This window comes from Neoalteromonas arenosi (assembly GCF_030362855.1).
Taxonomy (GTDB): domain Bacteria; phylum Pseudomonadota; class Gammaproteobacteria; order Enterobacterales; family Alteromonadaceae; genus Alteromonas_E; species Alteromonas_E arenosi.
Window position 1 is genome coordinate 82,883 of record NZ_JAUCBP010000011.1, and the last position, 19,704, is coordinate 102,586.

Sequence of the window (19,704 nt, forward strand, 5' to 3'; positions counted from 1 at the left end):
GTTCGAACGTCTACACACATGCAAACACCGCTCATCATTGCTATTTCTGGAGCTTCAGGTTCTGGTAAATCTTTGTTCACTGAAAACTTACTCAAAGCTTTTTCAGAGCAAGGACGTCCCGTCCAAATTTTGCGTGAAGATCATTATTACAAAGCGCAAGATCACTTGCCGATGGCGGAGCGTGAAAAGAATAACTACGACCATCCAAACGCGTTTGAACATTCACTATTAAAGGAACATTTAGAGCAATTGCGCAGTGGCGACGAGATTGACTATCCACACTACTGCTATAAAACCCATACACGCTTACCGGAAACTGAGCGCTTAAAACCGGCGCCGGTGATCATACTCGAAGGGATAATGTTGCTCGCTCGTCCTGACTTGTTGCCGCTTTACGATGTGAAAGTCTTTATTGATACGCCGCTTGATATTTGTTTAATGCGCCGCATGATGCGCGACGTTAAAGAACGCGGTAGAACCTTAGAGTCTGTTGCCAACCAATACGAGACTACCGTAAAGCCTATGTATCACCAGTTTATCGAGCCCAGCCGTTTTACCGCAGACGTAGTAGTAACTCAGGGTGGTAAAAACTTTATTGCGCTAGACGTTATTTCTTCGCATATTAAACAAGCACTTCAATAACACTAATAACAAGGAAGACTGCTTAATGACCAGTATCATCGGCATCATTATACTATTGGCTATCGCCTTTCTCTTATCCGCTAACCGCAGTGCGATTAATTGGCGCACTGTAGGTGGCGCTTTCGCTATTCAAGCCGGTATTGGTGCGTTTATTTTGTATTTTGAGCCTGGCGTGCGCATGTTGCTGACCCTGAGTGAGTACGTTAAGCAAGTCATCGATTATTCAAGTGCCGGCATTGAGTTTCTATTCGGCGCAGTTGGTAATATGTCACTGGGGTTTATCTTTGCCTTTAATGTATTACCCGTCATTATTTTTTTCTCATCATTAATTGCTGTGCTCTATCACCTCGGCATTATGACTTGGATCATCCGTTTAATTGGTGGTGCTTTACAGAAGCTACTCAATACCAGTCGCCCGGAATCGATGTCTGCAGCAGCCAATATTTTCGTTGGTCAGACAGAAGCGCCACTGGTTGTGCGCCCTTTTATTCCAACCATGACACGGTCTGAATTGTTCGCCATTATGGTCGGTGGTTTAGCGTCAATTGCGGGGTCAGTGATGGCCGGCTATGCCGGTCTTGGTGTAGAAATAAAATACCTTCTTGCCGCTAGCTTTATGGCTGCCCCTGGTGGACTGTTAATGGCCAAAATGATGCAGCCTGAAGTGGACAAAGTACACAATGAGCTGTCTGATGTTAAAGAAGAGAAAGCCAGTTATGCGAATATTTTTGACGCGGCCGCCAGCGGTGCCTCATCAGGCCTACAGCTAGCACTAAATGTCGGCGCAATGTTACTCGCCTTTGTCGCTCTGATCGCGATGTTAAATGGCCTTATTGGCTGGGTTGGCGCTTTGTTTGGCCAAGAGGAAGTCACCTTTCAACTTATTCTCGGTTATATCCTGCAACCTCTAGCTTGGGCTATTGGGGTTCCCTGGGAAGAAGCGCGTTTAGCCGGAAGCTTCATCGGACAAAAGATGGTTGTGAATGAGTTCGTTGCCTATTTAGACTTTATTAAGTACAAAGATGAACTATCCGCAAGCACTCAAGCCATCGTTACTTTCGCGTTGTGCGGTTTCGCCAACCTTTCATCTATCGCAATCTTGATGGGTGGCATCGGTGCAATGGCACCGTCACGCCGTAAAGAGATTGCCCAGTTAGGCCTAAAAGCGGTATTAGCAGCGACATTAGCTAACCTAATGAGCGCAGCATTAGCCGGTTTCTTCTTAGCACTGGCATAAATCCCTGACAACGCGCATCACAGGTTGTTGATGCGCGTCAATAAATTCCGGTAAAACCGCGCTATAATGCGCGGCACTACTTTCCGTTAGATTAGAGAGTTATATGACACAAATATTGATTGCCGTTGATTATCAAGCGGCTGACGCGAAGGAACAATTCGTTCGCTCATTGCGCGAAACGGGCTTTGGCGTATTAAAAAACCATCCGATTCAACAGCAGAGCGTGGCTGACATTTATGCCACATGGCAAAGTTTCTTTAACAGCGAAGAAAAGCACGATTTTACCTTCAACAAAGATACCCAAGATGGGTTCTTTCCTAGCACGGTTTCTGAAGTTGCCAAGGGTTTCAAGAAGAAAGATATCAAGGAATACTTCCACTATTACCCTTGGGGACAGTGTCCAGCAGCGCTTAAGCAACAACTGCAAGACTATTATGAGCAAGCGAATGCTTTGGCTGCAGAGCTTTTGACTTGGGTAGAAGAGTTATCACCAGAAGATGTGAGTAAGCTCTACCGTGAACCATTGTCGAATATGATCAAGCAAAGTGGTCAAACATTACTTCGCGTTCTTCACTATCCGCCATTAGACGGTTCTGAGGAACCCGATGCGATCCGCGCCGCTGCACATGAAGATATCAACCTGTTAACTATCTTACCTGCTGCTAACGAGCCTGGATTACAGGTAAAAGGTAAAGACGGCAATTGGATTGATGTTCCTTGTGACTTTGGCAACCTAATCGTCAATATTGGTGACATGTTGCAAGAAGCGTCTGGCGGTTACTTCCCGTCAACGACGCACCGCGTGATCAACCCTGAAGGTAGCGACCAAACACGTTCGCGTATTTCACTGCCGTTGTTCTTGCATCCACGTCCAGACGTTGTGTTATCTGATCGTCATTCTGCCGACAGTTATTTAAAAGAGCGTCTGCGTGAATTAGGCGTCGCGTAACGCTATTCACTTTGCAAGCGCTGGTCGGTGGCGAGCAATAACGCCCACGCCAGCGCTTCAACCTCAATAAATAGATCGACCTCGACCCGCTCAAAGGTATCTCTTGGCGTGTGGTAATCATTGTGGCCACCAACGCCAAAGAACAAATAAGGAATGCCGTGGTCTGCAAATACAGCATGATCACTGGCGTTTTTGTAGTTAATTTGTTGCGACACCGAACGCCGTCCACGTGGCTGCCTGTGCTCTTTGATCAAGCGCAGCGCACTGTCTTGTAATAACTGTTCATTGAGCTGCTCAACGATACCGGTAAAAGCCGTATGGGTATTAATCCCCGTCAAATACAATCGGGCTGGGCGCCCGACTCGGGCTAACATATCGAGATTCAAATTGTAAACTACCTGCTCAACATCACCGGGGAAGTCAGCTAATAATGCTTTCGCTCCGTGTAGACCCTTCTCTTCTGAATCAGTTGCGACAAACAGTATTTGATGACTCAGCGGCGATAGCTGGGTGCGCCGAGCCAATGAGAGCAATACGGCGACACCTGATGCATTATCATCAGCACCCGGGTGAATTCGGCCACTGATTTTGCCAATGTGATCGTAATGTGCGGTTATAACAATGATCTGCGTAAGCTCAGCCTGTCGATGGCCGATTAAATTAACCCCGAATTGACGCCCTATGGTGCGATCATTATCAAAGGCATGACGATAGTCATTGCCGCCGGTTGCCACTAACAAATCCGCTTCTCTGTAACGCTGGGCGATATACTCCTGCGCCGCTAAGCTGCCGTTAGTACCCGGCTTGCGGCCTTCCAGAGACGCATCGGCTAAATATGCGAAATCCGCAACGAGTTGGTCAGGCAATGATATTTCAGACGCTATTGCAAGATTGGTACATAGCGCTGTGACACATAAAAACCTAACGATTAGACACTTCAACGGTTTTGTAGCACCGCAAGTTTACCTTGATAACGCTCTTCATCTTGAGCGTTCGAGGCACGGCGTTTGGCCATAGACAAAAAACGCTGGGCGCGGTCAATATCGCCCAGAGCATAATAGACTTTGCTCAAGCCAAATAAGATCTCGTGCTTTTGGTTATCTAAACGATATGCCGCGCGATAAAAACCTAGCGCTCGCTCAAGCTCACCCTCTTCTAACGCCTGCTCTCCGAGAATGAAATGATAAAAAGGATTATCTAGACGCTGTCGTTCAACTCTGGCAAAAATCGCATTTGCAGTCTCTTCTTCGCCATTTAAATGATGAACGTACGCTAAGTTTTCCCACGCAGTGAGATTATCGTGGTCAGCTTCAATCGCTCTTTGATAACTGGCTTTGGCTAGGTCTATAAAGCCAGCACGGCGGTATAAAATACCGAGGTTTACCCAAGTTCCGTCAAAATCGGGAGCCACTGTAGCTGCCGCCTTAAAGTACGCATAGGCCTGTGAATAAGAATCCGCAATCAATGCATCTGCACCTTTGTTATTGTAAAACATCGCCAGCGCTTTATCTGCCGACATTTCAACGACTTCAAAGTGTCTGCGGCTCTCTTGCGGATCAAAATCGATAATAACCTCACGTGAAACGAAGTGCAGTACACCGCCTTTGTCGCCTGGTTTGACTTTAAGGTTAATGTGACCGTTTAGTAAACTATAACCATCTCTACGGGTCCAGTATTCAGGGATCTGGATATCCTGAAACGTCGCATCAAATCCTGCATAGTTTGCCAGTGCATAGGTCATTATTGACATGGAAATACAGTTTGCTGCGCGAGAGTCGAAGGTTTGACTCGCGGTCGTGTTTGCATCATTACTGTAGAGTAAGTTCAAACTGGAGCGATCAAAGATTTTATCCACTAAGGCCTTAATTTTTTCATCTGGATCATCATGCTTCCAAATGACCCGATCCACAAAGGCTTTTGCTTCTGGGCTGAGTGCAAACACTTCTTGCTTGCTTTCTACAGGAAAGAGTTCATAGCCGGGAAAGGCTGCATCATTTAACAGCGGCGCGGGCTCTTCAATTACGACATCTGACGTACTACTACACCCTACTACAGCCAACCCCAAAAGTGTTGTTAGTAGCGTGGAAACTATATTTTTGCGCACTCGCATACAGCCACCCCAATTTGTAAACAACATGTTAATTTTAGCTTATAAAGTCTATTGCAACAATGTCACCTATCCCGCTCAGTTTGTCGCAAAACGTGTCGAAACGTCATTGAACCACGAAAAATCGTAACCCAACCCACATTACAGCATTGTAATCATCTATTTCGCTTTAGCCCTTGTAGCAAAAGGCATGCATAGCGCTTTTGTGTGTTCGCATGCAGATCAGACGACGCCTCAAAAAGGCATTATTTAGATTAAATGAAGGTTTATATTATGAAAAAATTACTCTCTACCCTGTTACTGTCTACCGCTTTATTTGGTGTTTCGACCGCCGTAGTCGCTGGCGGTAATTACAAGCAGAAATCACACCAACAACCCTCTATTGTTGCAATCGCTGCAAACAATCCAGACTTCTCTACACTGGTAGCCGCGTTAAAAGCTGCTGATCTAGTTGAAGCTTTGCAAGGTGACGGACCTTTCACCGTATTTGCGCCGACCAATGCTGCGTTTGCTAAACTGCCCGCAGGCACAGTAGAAAGTTTATTAAAACCTGAAAATAAGCATCAACTCATCGACATCCTTACCTATCACGTAGTACCGGGCGCTGTTTACGCAAAAGACGTAGTGAGTATCGATACCGCCAATTCACTGCAAGGTGACTCAATTGATGTGAATGTCACCATGGGAAGAGTTACGGTTGATAACGCCAACGTAGTGGCTACCGATATTAAGGGCAGCAACGGGGTTATTCATGTCATTGATAGTGTAATTCTACCAAATTCATAGTCCTGTATAGCCAGCATCTCTAAACGGGATGCTGGTGCCAAACGCAGGTTATTCACCTGGCAAATCATCAACAGCTACGACCAGATATTTCCAAATCACCTTGTTTGCCTTATTCTTGAGTGACTGAATCATCAATACAAACGGCAACCGATGAAAAAACGCGTAGTGTTCAATCAAAAAGGTGGAGTTGGAAAGTCAACTATTAGCACCAACCTTGCTGCTGCAAGTGCCAAGCGCGGACTAAAAACGCTAATAGTCGACCTCGACGCACAATGCAACACCACACATTACGTCGGCGTTGATAACAGTGACGACATACACACTGTGGCTGATATGTTCAAACAAACAGTAGGCTGGTTTAGCAAGACCTTAACCGCTGAAGATTTTATTCAGCCCACGGCGTTTGAAAACTTGATGATCATGCCAGCCGATCCAGCCTTAGGGGAGATTGAACGCGAATTAGAATCACGCTATAAGATGTTTAAGTTGCGAGATACGTTGGCCAAGCTCGATGACCAGTTCGATCGTATCTATATCGATACGCCACCTAACTTTAACTTCTACTCAAAAGCGGCTTTAATTGCCGCAGATTCTTTTATCGTGCCGTTTGACTGCGATGATTTCTCGGCTCAGGCCATTCACCGCTTGCTCGACAATGTGATGGAACTCAAGAGCGATCACAACCCAGAGTTAGCCTGTGAGGGTATTATTATTAATCAGTTTAATTCGCAGGCTAACTTGCCCAAGCAATTAGTCGCCTCGCTGATTGAACAGGAATTACCTGTCCTAAACACCCATTTAAGTAGCTCGGTAAAGGTGCGTGAGTCACATTCGCAGCGCAGACCACTGCCGTTTCTAGCCCCAAGTCACAAGCTTAGCCAGCAGTTTGAAGCACTTCTAACAGAGTTGGAGGGTTAGCTTCAAGTGCCTAATTGCGCGGCTATAGCGACACTGCATCACAAAGATCGATATATTGCCGCGCCACTGCAGAGCGCGTTGCAGTGGCAAGTCACAGCTTACACAGATTTTGATACTGACGCACTTGGCACATTTAGCGGTGAAATCCAACGGAAGTTAGCACCACTCGATTGCGCCATTGAAAAGGCTCGGCAAGCGCTAAATGCAGAATCAGTTGATTTTGGTTTGGGTAATGAAGGTAGTTTTAATGCCGACCCATTTATGTTGTGCACAGTTAACCAAGAGCTTGTCGTCGCAGTTGACGAGCAAGGAGAGGTATTAGCTACCGGCAAACATACGGCACCTATCAATATCGATATTATTGAATTAGCAGCGCATGATTGGAGTTCTAAATCTACCGAAGTCGACGAATTTATCCAGCGCCTACCAACCAATCAAGCCGCTATTTTAATTGCCAAAGACCAGCAGCAAGCCATCGTCGAAGTGCACAAACCCTTGCTCGAGCAATCAGCGATCTTTGTGGCACTCGACCAAGCCAGTTCAAATCCCAATGTTTGGTTGTTAGAATTAACGTATGATTTACGCGCCATGCACTGTCCACAGCGTCAAGTCAACATTACGCGAGCAGCCGAAGACTTAGCTCGACGGTTAACTCACCATTGTCCAAGTTGCAGTGCAGTGGATTTTGTTGCTGAAGATAGCATCGCAGGATTACCTTGTGAGCTATGTGGTAGCCCAACGTCCGCAACTAAGGCAATTATTGCGCGGTGCAAACATTGCGGCTATGAGGAAACGACTGCGGTATCAGCTGCAGTAGCATCTGCCGCCCAGTGCAGTTTATGTAATCCATAACGACTATCTTGAACAGTATGCCAGCCAACTGACAAACAGGGCTGTGGGAAACTCAAACTTGAATACACAATTATTTTCCGCCGACGAGCAGGATACCAAACGCGCTGCTGAAATATTAAAAGCAGGGGGTACTGTCGCAGTGCCTACCGAAACTGTATACGGATTGGCCGCTGATGCTCAAAACCCCACTGCAGTAAATAAAATCTTTACTGCGAAACAGCGGCCTAATAATCATCCACTTATCGTTCATATCCACGATATTGCGCAGCTTTCACAGATTTGTTCTTCAGTACCGGAAGTTGCACTGGAACTGGCCGAGCAGTTTTGGCCGGGGCCGCTAACCTTAATCCTACCTAAACACCCGAGTATGCCTGATGAGGTTACCGGTGGAATGACAACTATTGGTGTCCGCATGCCCGCGCACCCAGTATTGCGTAAGATTTTGGCTGAAGGCGATTTAGTTGTTGCTGCACCATCGGCTAACCCACACAAACAGTTGAGTCCCACATCAGCACAGCAAGTATTGGAATCGCTAGCCGGTAGAATTGATGCCGTCGTTGATGGCGGATTTTGTCAGGTCGGCTTGGAGTCGACGATTGTTGATTTAGGCAGTATCGAGGCTCAGCAATCACCGCGCGTTTTGCGCGCAGGCCCCATCACTCCAACACAACTAAGTGCGGCGATTGGTCGGTCTGTATTGGGTTACCAAGAACACCAACAGTCAGTGCCAGGTAATATCGAACAGCACTATCAGCCCAAAGGGCGGCTAACACTGGTGACAACCGACGACATTGTCGCACATATATCAAAGTGGCCCGGCAATACGGCCTGTTTGTGGTACAGCGATACTGTTGCAGCTCACTTAACGACTGTTACCCCTCCAAATCTATACAGTATCAGCCATGATAAAGCCGCCTATGCGCAAGCGCTTTATCGGATGCTGTATGAAATAGACCAAGTGGGTTATGACCATATATGGGTAGAACAGCCCCCGCTATCAGAGCAGTGGGCTGATGTTAATGACCGGTTGCGGCGAGCTAGCGCTTAAACCAACCCGCAATCGCGCGTCATATTTTCAACAGACGTACTGTGTACGATGATATTGTCTTCAATGCGAATACCGCCAAATGGCTTAAATTCAGCAACGCGGTCCCAGTTGATGTACTGACTATTCTCAGTGCTGCGCAAATCGTCTAGCAGGCTATCGATAAAATACAGTCCGGGTTCAATGGTAAACACTTGGCGCGCCTCAACTGTTCGGGTACAACGCAGAAACGGATGATCTTCCGGTGCAGGCTTGGGTGTGCCGCGATCATCAGCAATATGTCCGCCCACATCATGCACTTGTAGGCCGAGAAAATGGCCAATGCCATGTGGGAAAAACGTCTTTGAAATACCGCGTTCGACAATGTCATCGGCGGATAAATTAACGATTTGAGCGTCGGCTAAAATCGCAGCAATACCGGCATGAGCTTCACGATGAATATCAGCATACTCGGTGCCAGGCTGTAAATGCGTAGCCAATAACTTAGTCAAATTATCAACTCTGCCAATCAAGTCATTAAACTCGTGAGGCTGGTTGCAGTACGTTCTCGTGATATCAGCCGCATAACCATTGAATCCGGCTCCAGCATCAATCAGGAAGCTGCGATGTTGTTGGGGCGGCTGCGATTCTAGCACCATATAGTGCAAAATAGAGGCATTTTCATTGAGCGCAACAATGTTGCAATACGGTACTTGATTATCACCTTGGCGCGCAGCATTTAAATACGCAAGATTAATATCAAACTCACTTTTGCCTTGCAAAAATGCTTGCTCAGCAGCGCGATGAGCGGCAACCGCAGTAGAGTTTGCCATGCGCATGCATGCCAACTCGTAATCCGTTTTATAGGCGCGGTGATAGTGGAGGTAATGTAAAACGCGATCTGGATTGACTAGATTAAACCCGAGTGCGCGAGCGACTTCGATAAACTCACCAACATAAGCATATCTGTCTTTGTCATACGGCAAGTGCTTTTCAACCTGATTGGCCTGTTGCAGCATGACGATGTCAAAGTGCTCGGTCCAAAATGCAGAGGGCTCAGGCGGCACTTTGTGCCAAAAATCCACGGGGCGATAAAAAATTAATTTTGGCTTGTTGATACCGTCAACGACTAACCAACAGTTTGGATTATCAATCACTGGTAACCATGCTTTAAACTGTGGGTTTACGTGGAACGGGTAGTGATTATCATCCAAGAACATAACTTTGCTTTGCCCGGAATGAATCACCAAGCCATCAATTGATTCGCGCTCTAGCGCCTCTCTGGTCCGCTGTTGAAGAACTTCTATGTGGTTGGCGTATTCTGCCGCGAGTGACTGCATAAAACCTCGTATATCTGTAGTGTACTATTGCGCTTCAGTAGCGAGCGTCGTTCTGGGTTGCAGTTGCATAATTTGTAACTGTTCGAACAGATCACTTTGCTGTCCCAGTTGCAACTGATAAATGTATTTATAGGCTAACACGGCCTTCACATAATTGCGTGTTTCGCGGTACGGAATTGATTCAATCCAGATATCGGCATCTACCGCTTCCTGCTCAGGTAACCACTCCAGAACTCGCCGCCAACCTGCATTGTAGGACGCAGTCGCAAGCAACGTGTTGTCATCGACTTTCTCCATTAAGTAACGCAAGTATTGAATCCCCAGCGCCACATTGGCCTGTGGCTCTAGTAAAGTGCTGTAGCGTACTGGTTGTTGCTGAATAAACCTTGCCGTGGCTGGCATCACCTGCATCAATCCGCGCGCGCCGACTCCTGATACCGCATCGCTCATAAACGAACTTTCACGACGTGTAATCGCAAATGCCCAGGCCGGATCGATTTGATATTCCTGTGCCAAAGGCTGAATCGCGGTATTGCTCGCAATCGGGAAACGACGCAACACGTCATCGAAATAGCCTAATTGGGTAAATAACGCGATAGCTTGATCGTACCACTGCCAATCATGGGCTAGCAGAGCCGCTTGCATCCGAACGTCGTCACTCGCCTCACGCAGCGCAAATCGCCATTCCCGACGCGCCTCTGCAAAGCGCTGCTGTACAAATAACTCATGTGCCCGACGAATTGCTGGATCTTGAATCAAAGCCTGTTGCAACACTGAATCAATACGAGGCTCCCGATGATTTAATCTTGGTACCTGCTGTATCTGAGCGCTGGCAAGGAAACCGTAGTAATGTCTTTGAGCTGCCACGATACTAAAACTATCATGCGCTTTTTCAGGGGCTTCGAGTTGCTGCCAACTGCGTCCTTGCCAATACTGATAAGACAAGTCATTTGCATGACTGGGTTCAGCGGCGGCTATCATCGCAATCGTTTGTTGCCACTGTTGTTGGCGAATTGCCGTGGCAACCTGCCAGCGCAGAATTTCTGGATCAGCCTGTTGTTGATAGGCTTTTTGCAACCACGTTTCGGCATCTGGGTGTTGGTCTACCGCCAGCGACAATGCCACCGTTTGAACAATTTTATTTAGTTGATCATCGCTTAAGGATAATCTGTCTGCTGTATTATCAAGTGCGCTAATAACCCTGTGTGGCTCTGACCATGCCAGACGGTTCATTGCGTAAGTGAATACCTCTGCCTCTTCTGCTACATACTTACCTGGAAACTTATTAGCGGCGGTTAAGCGCAGTGGCCGACGCCGAGCGTCACGCCAGAGGCTTTGCAGATATTTTTGCTCTGGTGCGATACTGCGGCCAAGAAACTGCGCTAGGCGCAGGTTACCGGCCCGTGACGCAAGTTTAAAGCGCGCTAACACCCGGTCAGAGGTTTGCAGACCAGACGCTTTCCAACGTTTAAATATGGGGTCACAAGCTTTAGGTTGGGAATACTCTACAAGCCACAATGGTGCAACAAGCTGATCAAACTCTCTAAGCTCTTGTTCTTCGTTGTAAGTTAATTGCAAATAGTGACAATCAAGCTCGGCGCTAAGCTGTGGCTGATAGTATTCGACATATAATTCGTCCTGATTTTCATCCTGCAGTAACTGCAGCCAGCGCTTGCGAACATTCCGCGCTACCGGAGAATTGTCATTCGCAGCGAGAAATGCTTCCATTTGCGCTTCAGATTCAACGCTTAAGCTTAACAACAGCCAGTACTTTTCGGCATAGCTTCTCAGGGGATATCCGTCGAGTGCCGCTAATTTTTGCACCATATCCTCGGCATCTAAACCGCGTTGCGTTTCGATTAATTCAACAAATTCGGCAAATAACTCGCGCTGTTGCAGCTCACGTTCGGTCAACGTAAACGGGACTATACTCGCCATTGACGGATCTTTAGTGACCGGAGCGGCTACGAGTACAAGCTCATTGGCGTTTGGTTTGGCCGCCAAAATAGCAGGCGCTAACATCGCCATTCCAATAATGAATAACGAATATAAGCATTTGTTGATTTTGGGTTTCCGCATGTAATTGACTCGTTCAACTAAAGCTATATGAACATTTGTTACTCTTTAAGAGTACCAATAAACCCAATAGGTTGCAGTGTGGTTAAAAAGATTTTATCGACGTTTCAACTTGAAAAAATAAAGTCTATACCTACTTAGTCAGATTAAAACGCGCGTTTTATTTTCGTTGTGTTTCTAGCGTTTTTTGACGAGAATCTCGACACCCTACGTATATAGCGGCAGCAGTCATCTATAATCAACTGCATCGCCATAGGAGAATAAACATATGATTTACTCAGGTAACTGTTTATCAGTTGCAACTCTCGACCAAGCCAGTGACATTGCCGAACTGGTTTTCGACGCCCCAGGCTCCGTAAACAAATTTGACCGTCAGACAGTAGAAGAGCTTGATGCTGCAACACAGGCGCTAAAAGCTGCTGAAGGCATTAAAGCCGTCATTGTGCGCAGTGCAAAATCGACCTTTATCGTTGGCGCTGACATCACAGAGTTTACTGACCTATTTAGCCAGCCAGACGAAGAAGTGCTCGGCTGGGTAGCAAAAACTTCGCAAGTATTTGACCGCTTTGAAGACCTGCCAATGCCAACCGTTTGTGCAATCAATGGTTTTGCGCTAGGCGGTGGTTGTGAGATGACATTAGCCTGTGACCTGCGTGTAGCCGATACTACAGCACAAATTGGCCTGCCTGAGGTTAAACTTGGCCTAATGCCTGGCTTTGGTGGCACAGTGCGCTTACCTCGTGTGATCGGCTCCGACAACGCGTTAGAATGGATGACGACGGGTCGTGATCGCAAGGCACCAAAAGCGCTCGCTGAAGGCGCAGTGGATGCAGTTGTAGCACCTGAAGCACTGCTTGAAGCAGCGATTTCTATGGCGCAAGACGCCGCAGCTAATACTCTCGACTGGCAACAGCGTCGTGCGCAGAAAAAGGCCCCTCTTCAACTTGGCAAAAACGAAGCTATGATGAGCTTCTCTACAGCCGCAGCGATGGTTGCAGCACAAGCGGGTAAGCATTACCCCGCTCCGCACATGATGGTGGAAACCGTTAAAAATGCCGCTACGCTCGATCGCGAAGGTGCATTAGCATTGGAAAACCAAGGTTTTGTAAAGCTGGCGAAAACTGATGCGGCTAAAGCTCAAATCGGTATTTTCATGGCCGACCAGCTAGTTAAGAGCAAAGGTAAAAAGCAAGCTAAGCAAGCAACTAAACAGGTTGCACAAAACGCAGTTCTAGGTGCCGGTATTATGGGGGGCGGTATCGCCTACCAAGGTGCTGTTAAAGGTATTCCTTCAGTAATGAAAGACATTAACCAAGCAGCTTTGGATCTAGGATTAAAAGAAGCTTCCGGTATTCTACTTAAAGGCATGCAGCGTGGGAAAGTCGACGGTAAGAAGATGGCCGCTACGCTTGCTAACATCACGCCTACTTTGGATTACAGTGCGATTGCCAATGCAGATTTGGTCATTGAAGCGGTCGTTGAAAATCCAAAAGTCAAAGGTATCGTGTTAGCGGAAACTGAAGATGCAGTGGCTGATGACGCGATTATTTGCTCAAACACATCAACCATTAGCATTAACCAGCTCGCAAAGAGCCTAAAAAATCCATCGCGCTTCTGCGGTATGCACTTCTTTAATCCGGTGCATAAAATGCCTTTGGTGGAAATTATTCGCGGCGAAGATACCAGCGAAGAAACCATCAACGCGGTAGTTGCAACCACATTGCGCATGGGCAAAACCCCAATCGTAGTAAACGATTGCCCTGGGTTCTTAGTTAACCGCGTGTTGTTCCCTTACTTCGCAGGCTTTAGTCGTTTGGTACTTGATGGTGCTGATTTTACTGCCGTTGATAAAGTCATGGAAAAACAGTTTGGTTGGCCAATGGGTCCAGCATACTTACTTGACGTAGTAGGTATGGATACCGCAGACCATGCAGCCGGTGTTATGTCCGATGGAATTCCCGAGCGCATGCAAAAGATCGACAACGACCCAGTTACCGTAATGTTCAGTAATGAACGCCTAGGCCAGAAGAATGGTAAAGGTTTCTATGACTACGGCACCGATAAGCGCGGTCGCCCAACGAAGGTTCCTGCGCAAACGGCATTTGAACTGTTAGCACCACACGTAGCTGAAAAACGTGACTTCAGCGCTGAAGAAATCATCGCTAGAACCATGATCCCAATGGCCAATGAAGCGATACGCTGTCTTGAAGAAGGCATCGTTGCAAGTGCGGCAGAGGCAGATATGGCACTGTTGTATGGCTTGGGCTTCCCGCCGTTTAGAGGTGGTATCTTCCGTTATATTGAAACTATGGGCTTACAAAACTTCGTTGATTTAGCCGATAAATACGCTGAGCTTGGGCCAATTTACCAAGTATCTGAAGGTGTGCGTGAAATGGCACGTACTGGTAAATCGTACTTCGCATAAGCTGGCCTAAGGAGAATTTTATGAAAGACGTAGTTGTTATTGATTGTATTCGTACCCCAATGGGTCGCTCTAAAGGTGGTGTATTCCGCAATGTTCGTGCTGAAACGCTTTCAGCGCACTTGATGACTAAACTATTAGAACGCAACCCGAACGTGCCTCCCGCAGAGATTGAGGACATCATTTGGGGCTGTGTACAGCAAACTAAAGAGCAAGGCTTTAACATTGCGCGCAATGCCCAATTGTTAACCGATATTCCGCGTTCAACCGGTGCGGTTACGGTCAACCGCTTATGTGGCTCTTCAATGCAAGCGTTACACGATGCCGCTAAAGGTATTATGACAGGCAACGGTGATATCTTTATGATTGGTGGTGTTGAGCACATGGGTCACGTACCTATGACATTTAACCTCGACTTCCACCCCGGACTAGCCAAGTATACCGCGAAAGCGTCGGGTAACATGGGTATGACCGCGGAGTTATTGGGCCGTCAAAACGGTATCACACGTGAAATGCAAGATGCTTTTGGTGCTCGCTCGCATCAACGCGCTCACAAGGCACACCTTGAAGGCCGCTGGAATAATGAAATTGTCGGTATCGAAGGCCATGACGCCAATGGCGTTTTAAAGCTTATCGATTCAGATGAAGTCATTCGTCCAGATAGCACAGTCGACACAATGGCGGCACTTCGCCCAGTGTTTGACCCGGTAAATGGTACCGTGACGGCAGGTACCTCGTCTGCCATTTCTGATGGTGCTGCGGCCATGCTACTGATGTCTGCAGATAAGGCAAAAGAACTGGGACTGACTCCTCGTGCGAAGATCCGCGCGATGGCTGTTGCTGGTTGTGATGCCGCAATTATGGGTTTCGGCCCGGTACCTGCTACGCAAAAAGCACTCAAGCGCGCCGGTCTTACAATGGACGATATTGAGTTGGCAGAGTTTAACGAAGCATTTGCTGCGCAAGCGTTATCCTGTATTAAGCAGCTGGGTTGGATCGACCATTACGACGACAAGGTAAACCTCAATGGTGGCGCAATTGCGCTTGGTCACCCGCTAGGCTGTTCTGGTGCGCGTATCTCAACAACCTTGTTAAACCTAATGGAAGCTGAAGACAAGACACTCGGACTCGCAACCATGTGTATTGGTCTAGGTCAGGGTATCGCAACCGTCTTTGAGCGCGTATAAGCCATTGCAAATGACTGGCTAATATCTCGCTTAGCTTTAAATAAAGGCCCCAGGTGAATATCTGGGGCTTTTTTATACACGACATTCACTGCTCAATTTAAATACAATTTGTGTTTATTTAACAACCACGACTACACTTGGATTAGGACACATATGTATTCAGGTTATGCAGACCTCACCCAGAACGACCGAAGAGTCGATAATACTAATCATTAGCGGCGCTATCTCTATATGCCTTTTACCATTTGCGGTCATCCGCACCTTAAATGGTGATACCGCTGTTGCAATACTGAATACCACTGCAGTTGTGGTTACCTTAGCTATTTTTTTTAACGTGTATCTCACGCATAAAATCCACTTTGCGCGCTGGGGACTGTCGTTACTGAGTGTGCTGGTAATGACAATCACCATAGGGTTAAAAGGCTATGAGCAGGTCGTTTGGGTATATCCAGCGCTGACAACAATATTTTTCTTACTCACTCCCACAGTGGCTGCAGCAATAGGGACATTGTTTCTGATTAACGTATTGATCATGATATGGCCGCAAGTAGACAACTTTTTCACGTTAAAATTTTCAGTTTCGGCTGGTGCGACCCTGTTATTTTGTTACGCGTTTTCCAGCCGTATGCGACGCCAACAACTGTTTTTAGAGCACATGGCCACATCTGACCCATTGACTGAAGTGGGCAATCGCAGGGCACTGGAAGAAGTGTTGCTTAAGACCATTGAACGTTTACGTCGCTATCCTGAGCAAACCTGCTCGTTAATCATGCTCGATATTGATCATTTCAAGCGCATCAATGACCAATATGGCCACGGCTGTGGCGATCAGGTACTCAAACTGTTTGCTAAGATCATCACAAGTCGAATCCGACGAACGGATGATTTATTCCGTTTCGGAGGTGAAGAGTTTGTTGTAGTACTTGAAAATACGAGCCTGGAAGAAGCCCGCACGCTTGCTGATGTGCTGCGTGAAGCAGTGGCCTCAGCAGTTTGGCCACAAACAGATTTACAAGTCACGCTTTCAGCTGGCGCGGCAGAATTTAACGGCCATGAAACCGCGTACGAATGGCTGGCAAGAGCCGATGCAGCGATGTACGGCGCGAAAGAACTTGGCCGTAATCGCTGCCACGTCGCTTAGCCGTTATTACTCAACTTAGCGATTGAAGCTAATTGGGGTTGTTGAAGTCGAATTACTACCGGTTTAGGTTGGCGGTTTAACCGAAAAATCCCCCAGTGTTTTTCGGGTTCTGCGGGGTCGTCTGAGCCTTTCCATGACTCGTCAAATGCTTCAAAGAGAAAGCATAGAATTCCGTCTTTTTCGCACCAATTTAGCAATTGCGCACAATAATCAGATTGCCAGCGCTCATTGGCAAAATGGGCCGGAAAAGCGTGACCATTGGCGTTAGTTGTCCAACCAGCTTCGGTAATAACCACAGGTTTATCACTGAACCTATCCGCCACTTCGTAGTAGTTTTGTTGGGTAAAGTGCAAAGCGTGTTCAATGCTCTGCGACTCCCACAATGGATAGCTATGTATCGATAAAAAATCAACGTGCTTGGCTAATTCATCTAACTGTCCATTGGCCCAGGGGACGTAATTCTCACAAAAGGTTACTAAAGCTTGAGTTTGGCCTTTGAGTTGCACAGCAAAATGCACCAATCGGTGGGTTTCTACTTTGTGATCAGTCCAGTCAACGCTTGCTTCGTTACCGATTGAGATAGCCAATACGTGTTCGGAATATTCGTTTGCCAAACGCACAACCCGTTGTAATTCCGTGTCATTGTGACGTCGGTTGTCGGCCAATTTATGATCAGGGTAATAAGCATCCCAAGGACAATTCGGATTACTTACCTCGGCCGCCAAGTCCATTCCCAACAATACTTTAAATGGTAATTGCTCTCGCTCAATGACCTCCAACACTGTATGAGCATGTGGCCCAGCATCATACAAGCGCAAGTATTGCCAATCACCTGCCAGCAATTGCAAATCTTCTAAGATTTGCGAATAACTTGGAAATATCCCCAATCCAGGATTGTGGCCATCACGGTAGCCTGAGTAGCATATCGCGCGTTGCAGCAAAATGCCGATGGACTCTACATTATTTGATTGCACTGATTTTTTAATCTCTACCAAAACTTCGGTTTCCCATCTTTATCCCACAGTCCCCAATAAGCGCCAACATCACCTTCCACATCGACTTTCCATGCTTCATCTAACGCCGAGAAATAGAACAGTGGGATCTCCATTTGCTCTGTCCAACGCACGGCATCGATAAAGTAACGCATTGCATTTTCTTCAGAGGGTTGCGCTTGTCCTTCCAACGTGCCTTTATTTGGCCAGCCAGTTTCACTGATAACGACCGGCTTATCTCCTGCGACCGCCTTAGCCCGATAGTACATGTCTTTCATATAAACTAACGCGTGATCAATGTGATAGCCTTCCCAGAACGGATAGCAGTTTGCAAACACTACGTCGCAGGCGTCGGTAACAATCTGATTTTCTTCGAATAAGTAGTACGCATCAACGTAGCCAACCGGCACACCATCCGCTACGCGCTTTGCTCGCTCGATATAATCGACCAATTGTTGCGCTGACATTTCTTCGCGCAGCATTACCTCATTGCCCACGGCAAGCATATCAACGACGCCTTGCTCGAGCAGTTCAAAAGCCCCTTTCAGCTCTCTTTCATTGGCTTCAAAGTCATCGTCCAACCAAACACCTACTAAGGTCTTTAATCCCATTTCTTTCGCGACTACCGGCACCAATTCGTTGCCCTCTGTGCACGAAAACGAGCGCACCCAGCCTACGCTATCTGCAACCAGCGCTAGGCGCTGCCGTATTTGTTCTTTTGTAATCGTTGTGCCGGGCCCCTGGCCTTCAATGTAAGGACTGAAACACAAACCGTGCATGCCAGCCTCAATAATGGACCGAATCGCATCACGTTTACTCGCTACTGTCGTGTGCGCTTCACTGTGATAACGTCGCCGCAAATAGGGGTTAGTAAATTTCGACATATTGGTATTCCTCGGTTTCTCTAGCGTTGCACAGGTTTACTGCATCACCAATTTGGGTGTGCGGTCAGAGCGATAAATACCCCAATTTTTTTCTGCAATGCCATCAGGTTTATCGTCACCGCCCTTCCACTTTTCATCGAACGCTTCAAAGTAAAAGGACACAATTTGATTGGCCGACAACCACGCGCGATAGTCATCAAAAAAGGCTTTTTGAGCTTCTTCACTCGCTTCTGCAATGATCAATCGTTCATCGCCATTTGTGCTTATAGAGCTCGTCGCCCAGCCAGACTCTCCGAGCGCAATCTGTTTGGTCGGGAAGCGGGCTTGAATATCATGATAAATTTCTGCTGTCCAAGTCACGGCTTCTTCAAGCTGCTTTGAATTCCACATAGCGTATGCGTGCAACACGATGTAATCCAATGCTTCAGCCACTTCCGTACTCCAAGGCTTATTCCAGAAGTTGTAGTCGTCAGCCAAAGTCACCGGTACGTCAGTTGCCGCTTGCACACGTTTAACCCAATCTAGGTAGCTAGGAATAAATTCAGGTGGAAAGCCGTGAGCAGACCAATCAACAAATATTTCATTGCCTAAGTTAACGCTCACAATAATGTCCGAGTATTCATTCGCAAGACGAATTATTTCGGTGATCTGCAATTCGTTTTCCGCATCCGTTTGCGTTGACGACAGCCACGCGCCTTGCATAACTTTGACAGGTAACTTGTGCTTACGGATGGTTTTAAGTACTTGTTCGCTTGCGGGATCAGCTGCATACATGCGGATTAAATGCCACTGAACTGCACCTTGAGATGTAAGGATTTGCATATCTTCAAGGATGTCAGTTTCAGACGACACACTGCCTTTACCCGGGCTTTCACCGTCGCGGTATGAGCCATAGGCTATACCAAGACCAATCCAGCGACCGTCAATCTGCGGAGAAAACACTGTTACGGGTTTCTCTTGGTCAGTTTTATGCATACTTTTCGCCTCGTTACTGAGTAACAAACCCGAAGCTAACACCCATAAGATCAGCAAAACTTTCATAGTGGTACTTGTCACTGTTGCCCAATAGTAAGACGCATAAAATGCAACTTGCCGACGATGATCAAGAAATAAACGATACAACGGACTAGCAGCAGGTTAAGAAGGG

General features: G+C 47.0%; 17 protein-coding genes. 10 read left to right on the forward strand and 7 right to left on the reverse strand.

The features are described 5' to 3' along the window. Positions 1-18: 18 nt before the first annotated feature. The 3 genes from udk to QTP81_RS12930 all read left to right on the forward strand — a co-directional run bounded on the left by udk (position 19) and on the right by QTP81_RS12930 (position 2,828). Entirely contained in the window at positions 19-642 is a 624-nt protein-coding gene (gene udk, locus QTP81_RS12920) for a uridine kinase (protein WP_289366056.1), read from the forward strand. A 25-nt stretch (positions 643-667) separates the two neighbouring features. Beyond that, entirely contained in the window at positions 668-1,879 is a 1,212-nt protein-coding gene (locus tag QTP81_RS12925; protein WP_289366057.1) for a NupC/NupG family nucleoside CNT transporter, read from the forward strand. Between the two features lie 103 nt (positions 1,880-1,982). After that, on the forward strand, positions 1,983-2,828 hold the full coding sequence (locus tag QTP81_RS12930; protein WP_289366059.1) for an isopenicillin N synthase family dioxygenase: 846 nt from the start codon (positions 1,983-1,985) through the stop codon (positions 2,826-2,828). 2 nt (positions 2,829-2,830) lie between these two features. Here the strand turns inward: QTP81_RS12930 and QTP81_RS12935 are convergent, their stop codons facing one another. Together QTP81_RS12935 and QTP81_RS12940 are read right to left on the reverse strand one after the other, a co-directional pair. Beyond that, positions 2,831-3,694, reverse strand: coding sequence for a M28 family peptidase (locus tag QTP81_RS12935; RefSeq protein WP_289366062.1), 864 nt, complete (start codon positions 3,692-3,694; stop codon positions 2,831-2,833). A gap of 71 nt (positions 3,695-3,765) precedes the next feature. Beyond that, a complete protein-coding gene (locus tag QTP81_RS12940; protein ID WP_289366066.1) occupies positions 3,766-4,932 on the reverse strand; it encodes a tetratricopeptide repeat protein in 1,167 nt (388 codons plus the stop codon). A gap of 273 nt (positions 4,933-5,205) precedes the next feature. Here QTP81_RS12940 and QTP81_RS12945 point away from each other — a divergent pair, with 273 nt between their 5' ends. The 4 genes from QTP81_RS12945 (at position 5,206) to QTP81_RS12960 (ending at position 8,539) form a co-directional block, all read left to right on the forward strand. Further along, on the forward strand, positions 5,206-5,721 hold the full coding sequence (locus tag QTP81_RS12945; protein WP_434532989.1) for a fasciclin domain-containing protein: 516 nt from the start codon (positions 5,206-5,208) through the stop codon (positions 5,719-5,721). A gap of 150 nt (positions 5,722-5,871) precedes the next feature. Continuing rightward, positions 5,872-6,639 carry a ParA family protein gene (locus tag QTP81_RS12950; protein WP_289366071.1) on the forward strand — a complete coding sequence of 256 codons (768 nt, stop codon included), beginning with the start codon at positions 5,872-5,874 and terminating at the stop codon, positions 6,637-6,639. A 6-nt stretch (positions 6,640-6,645) separates the two neighbouring features. Next, positions 6,646-7,491: a DUF6671 family protein gene (locus QTP81_RS12955; RefSeq protein ID WP_289366074.1), complete on the forward strand. Its 846-nt coding sequence runs from the start codon at positions 6,646-6,648 to the stop codon at positions 7,489-7,491. Positions 7,492-7,549: 58 nt separating this feature from the next. After that, complete coding sequence (locus QTP81_RS12960; RefSeq protein WP_289366075.1) at positions 7,550-8,539, forward strand: L-threonylcarbamoyladenylate synthase; 990 nt, start codon at positions 7,550-7,552, stop codon at positions 8,537-8,539. Here QTP81_RS12960 and pepQ read toward each other — a convergent pair. Then, positions 8,536-9,855 (reverse strand): Xaa-Pro dipeptidase, encoded by a 1,320-nt coding sequence (gene pepQ, locus QTP81_RS12965; protein WP_289366077.1) that lies wholly within the window; start codon positions 9,853-9,855, stop codon positions 8,536-8,538. The genes QTP81_RS12960 and pepQ overlap by 4 nt on opposite strands. Positions 9,856-9,879: 24 nt before the next feature. After that, complete coding sequence (locus QTP81_RS12970; protein WP_289366079.1) at positions 9,880-11,934, reverse strand: lytic transglycosylase domain-containing protein; 2,055 nt, start codon at positions 11,932-11,934, stop codon at positions 9,880-9,882. Positions 11,935-12,199: 265 nt separating this feature from the next. Here QTP81_RS12970 and fadB point away from each other — a divergent pair, with 265 nt between their 5' ends. From fadB to QTP81_RS12985, 3 genes are all read left to right on the forward strand, one after another. Then, a complete protein-coding gene (gene fadB, locus QTP81_RS12975) occupies positions 12,200-14,356 on the forward strand; it encodes a fatty acid oxidation complex subunit alpha FadB (protein WP_289366080.1) in 2,157 nt (718 codons plus the stop codon). 20 nt (positions 14,357-14,376) lie between these two features. Next, positions 14,377-15,540, forward strand: coding sequence for an acetyl-CoA C-acyltransferase FadA (gene fadA, locus QTP81_RS12980; RefSeq protein WP_289366082.1), 1,164 nt, complete (start codon positions 14,377-14,379; stop codon positions 15,538-15,540). A gap of 166 nt (positions 15,541-15,706) precedes the next feature. Continuing rightward, a complete protein-coding gene (locus tag QTP81_RS12985; RefSeq protein WP_289366084.1) occupies positions 15,707-16,681 on the forward strand; it encodes a GGDEF domain-containing protein in 975 nt (324 codons plus the stop codon). On the opposite strand, the gene QTP81_RS12990 is transcribed toward QTP81_RS12985, so the two are convergent. Genes QTP81_RS12990 through QTP81_RS13000 form a run of 3 tightly spaced genes read right to left on the reverse strand, consistent with a single transcriptional unit; the run spans position 16,678 to position 19,598 of the window. After that, entirely contained in the window at positions 16,678-17,655 is a 978-nt protein-coding gene (locus QTP81_RS12990) for a glycoside hydrolase family 17 protein (protein ID WP_289366086.1), read from the reverse strand. The genes QTP81_RS12985 and QTP81_RS12990 overlap by 4 nt on opposite strands. Positions 17,656-17,669: 14 nt before the next feature. Next, on the reverse strand, positions 17,670-18,557 hold the full coding sequence (locus QTP81_RS12995) for a glycoside hydrolase family 17 protein (RefSeq protein WP_289366088.1): 888 nt from the start codon (positions 18,555-18,557) through the stop codon (positions 17,670-17,672). A gap of 36 nt (positions 18,558-18,593) precedes the next feature. Continuing rightward, positions 18,594-19,598 carry a glycoside hydrolase family 17 protein gene (locus QTP81_RS13000; RefSeq protein WP_289366090.1) on the reverse strand — a complete coding sequence of 335 codons (1,005 nt, stop codon included), beginning with the start codon at positions 19,596-19,598 and terminating at the stop codon, positions 18,594-18,596. Positions 19,599-19,704: the final 106 nt, after the last annotated feature.

Bases quoted from the DNA above. Each gene is read 5' to 3' on its own strand.
- QTP81_RS12985 (WP_289366084.1), top strand. From the start codon at position 15,707: ATGCAGACCTCACCCAGAACGACCGAAGAGTCGATAATACTAATCATT.
- QTP81_RS12930 (WP_289366059.1), top strand. From the start codon at position 1,983: ATGACACAAATATTGATTGCCGTTGATTATCAAGCGGCTGACGCGAAG.
- pepQ (WP_289366077.1), bottom strand. From the start codon at position 9,855: ATGCAGTCACTCGCGGCAGAATACGCCAACCACATAGAAGTTCTTCAA.
- QTP81_RS12970 (WP_289366079.1), bottom strand. From the start codon at position 11,934: ATGCGGAAACCCAAAATCAACAAATGCTTATATTCGTTATTCATTATT.
- QTP81_RS13000 (WP_289366090.1), bottom strand. From the start codon at position 19,598: ATGAAAGTTTTGCTGATCTTATGGGTGTTAGCTTCGGGTTTGTTACTC.
- QTP81_RS12995 (WP_289366088.1), bottom strand. From the start codon at position 18,557: ATGTCGAAATTTACTAACCCCTATTTGCGGCGACGTTATCACAGTGAA.
- fadA (WP_289366082.1), top strand. From the start codon at position 14,377: ATGAAAGACGTAGTTGTTATTGATTGTATTCGTACCCCAATGGGTCGC.
- QTP81_RS12950 (WP_289366071.1), top strand. From the start codon at position 5,872: ATGAAAAAACGCGTAGTGTTCAATCAAAAAGGTGGAGTTGGAAAGTCA.
- fadB (WP_289366080.1), top strand. From the start codon at position 12,200: ATGATTTACTCAGGTAACTGTTTATCAGTTGCAACTCTCGACCAAGCC.
- udk (WP_289366056.1), top strand. From the start codon at position 19: ATGCAAACACCGCTCATCATTGCTATTTCTGGAGCTTCAGGTTCTGGT.
- QTP81_RS12925 (WP_289366057.1), top strand. From the start codon at position 668: ATGACCAGTATCATCGGCATCATTATACTATTGGCTATCGCCTTTCTC.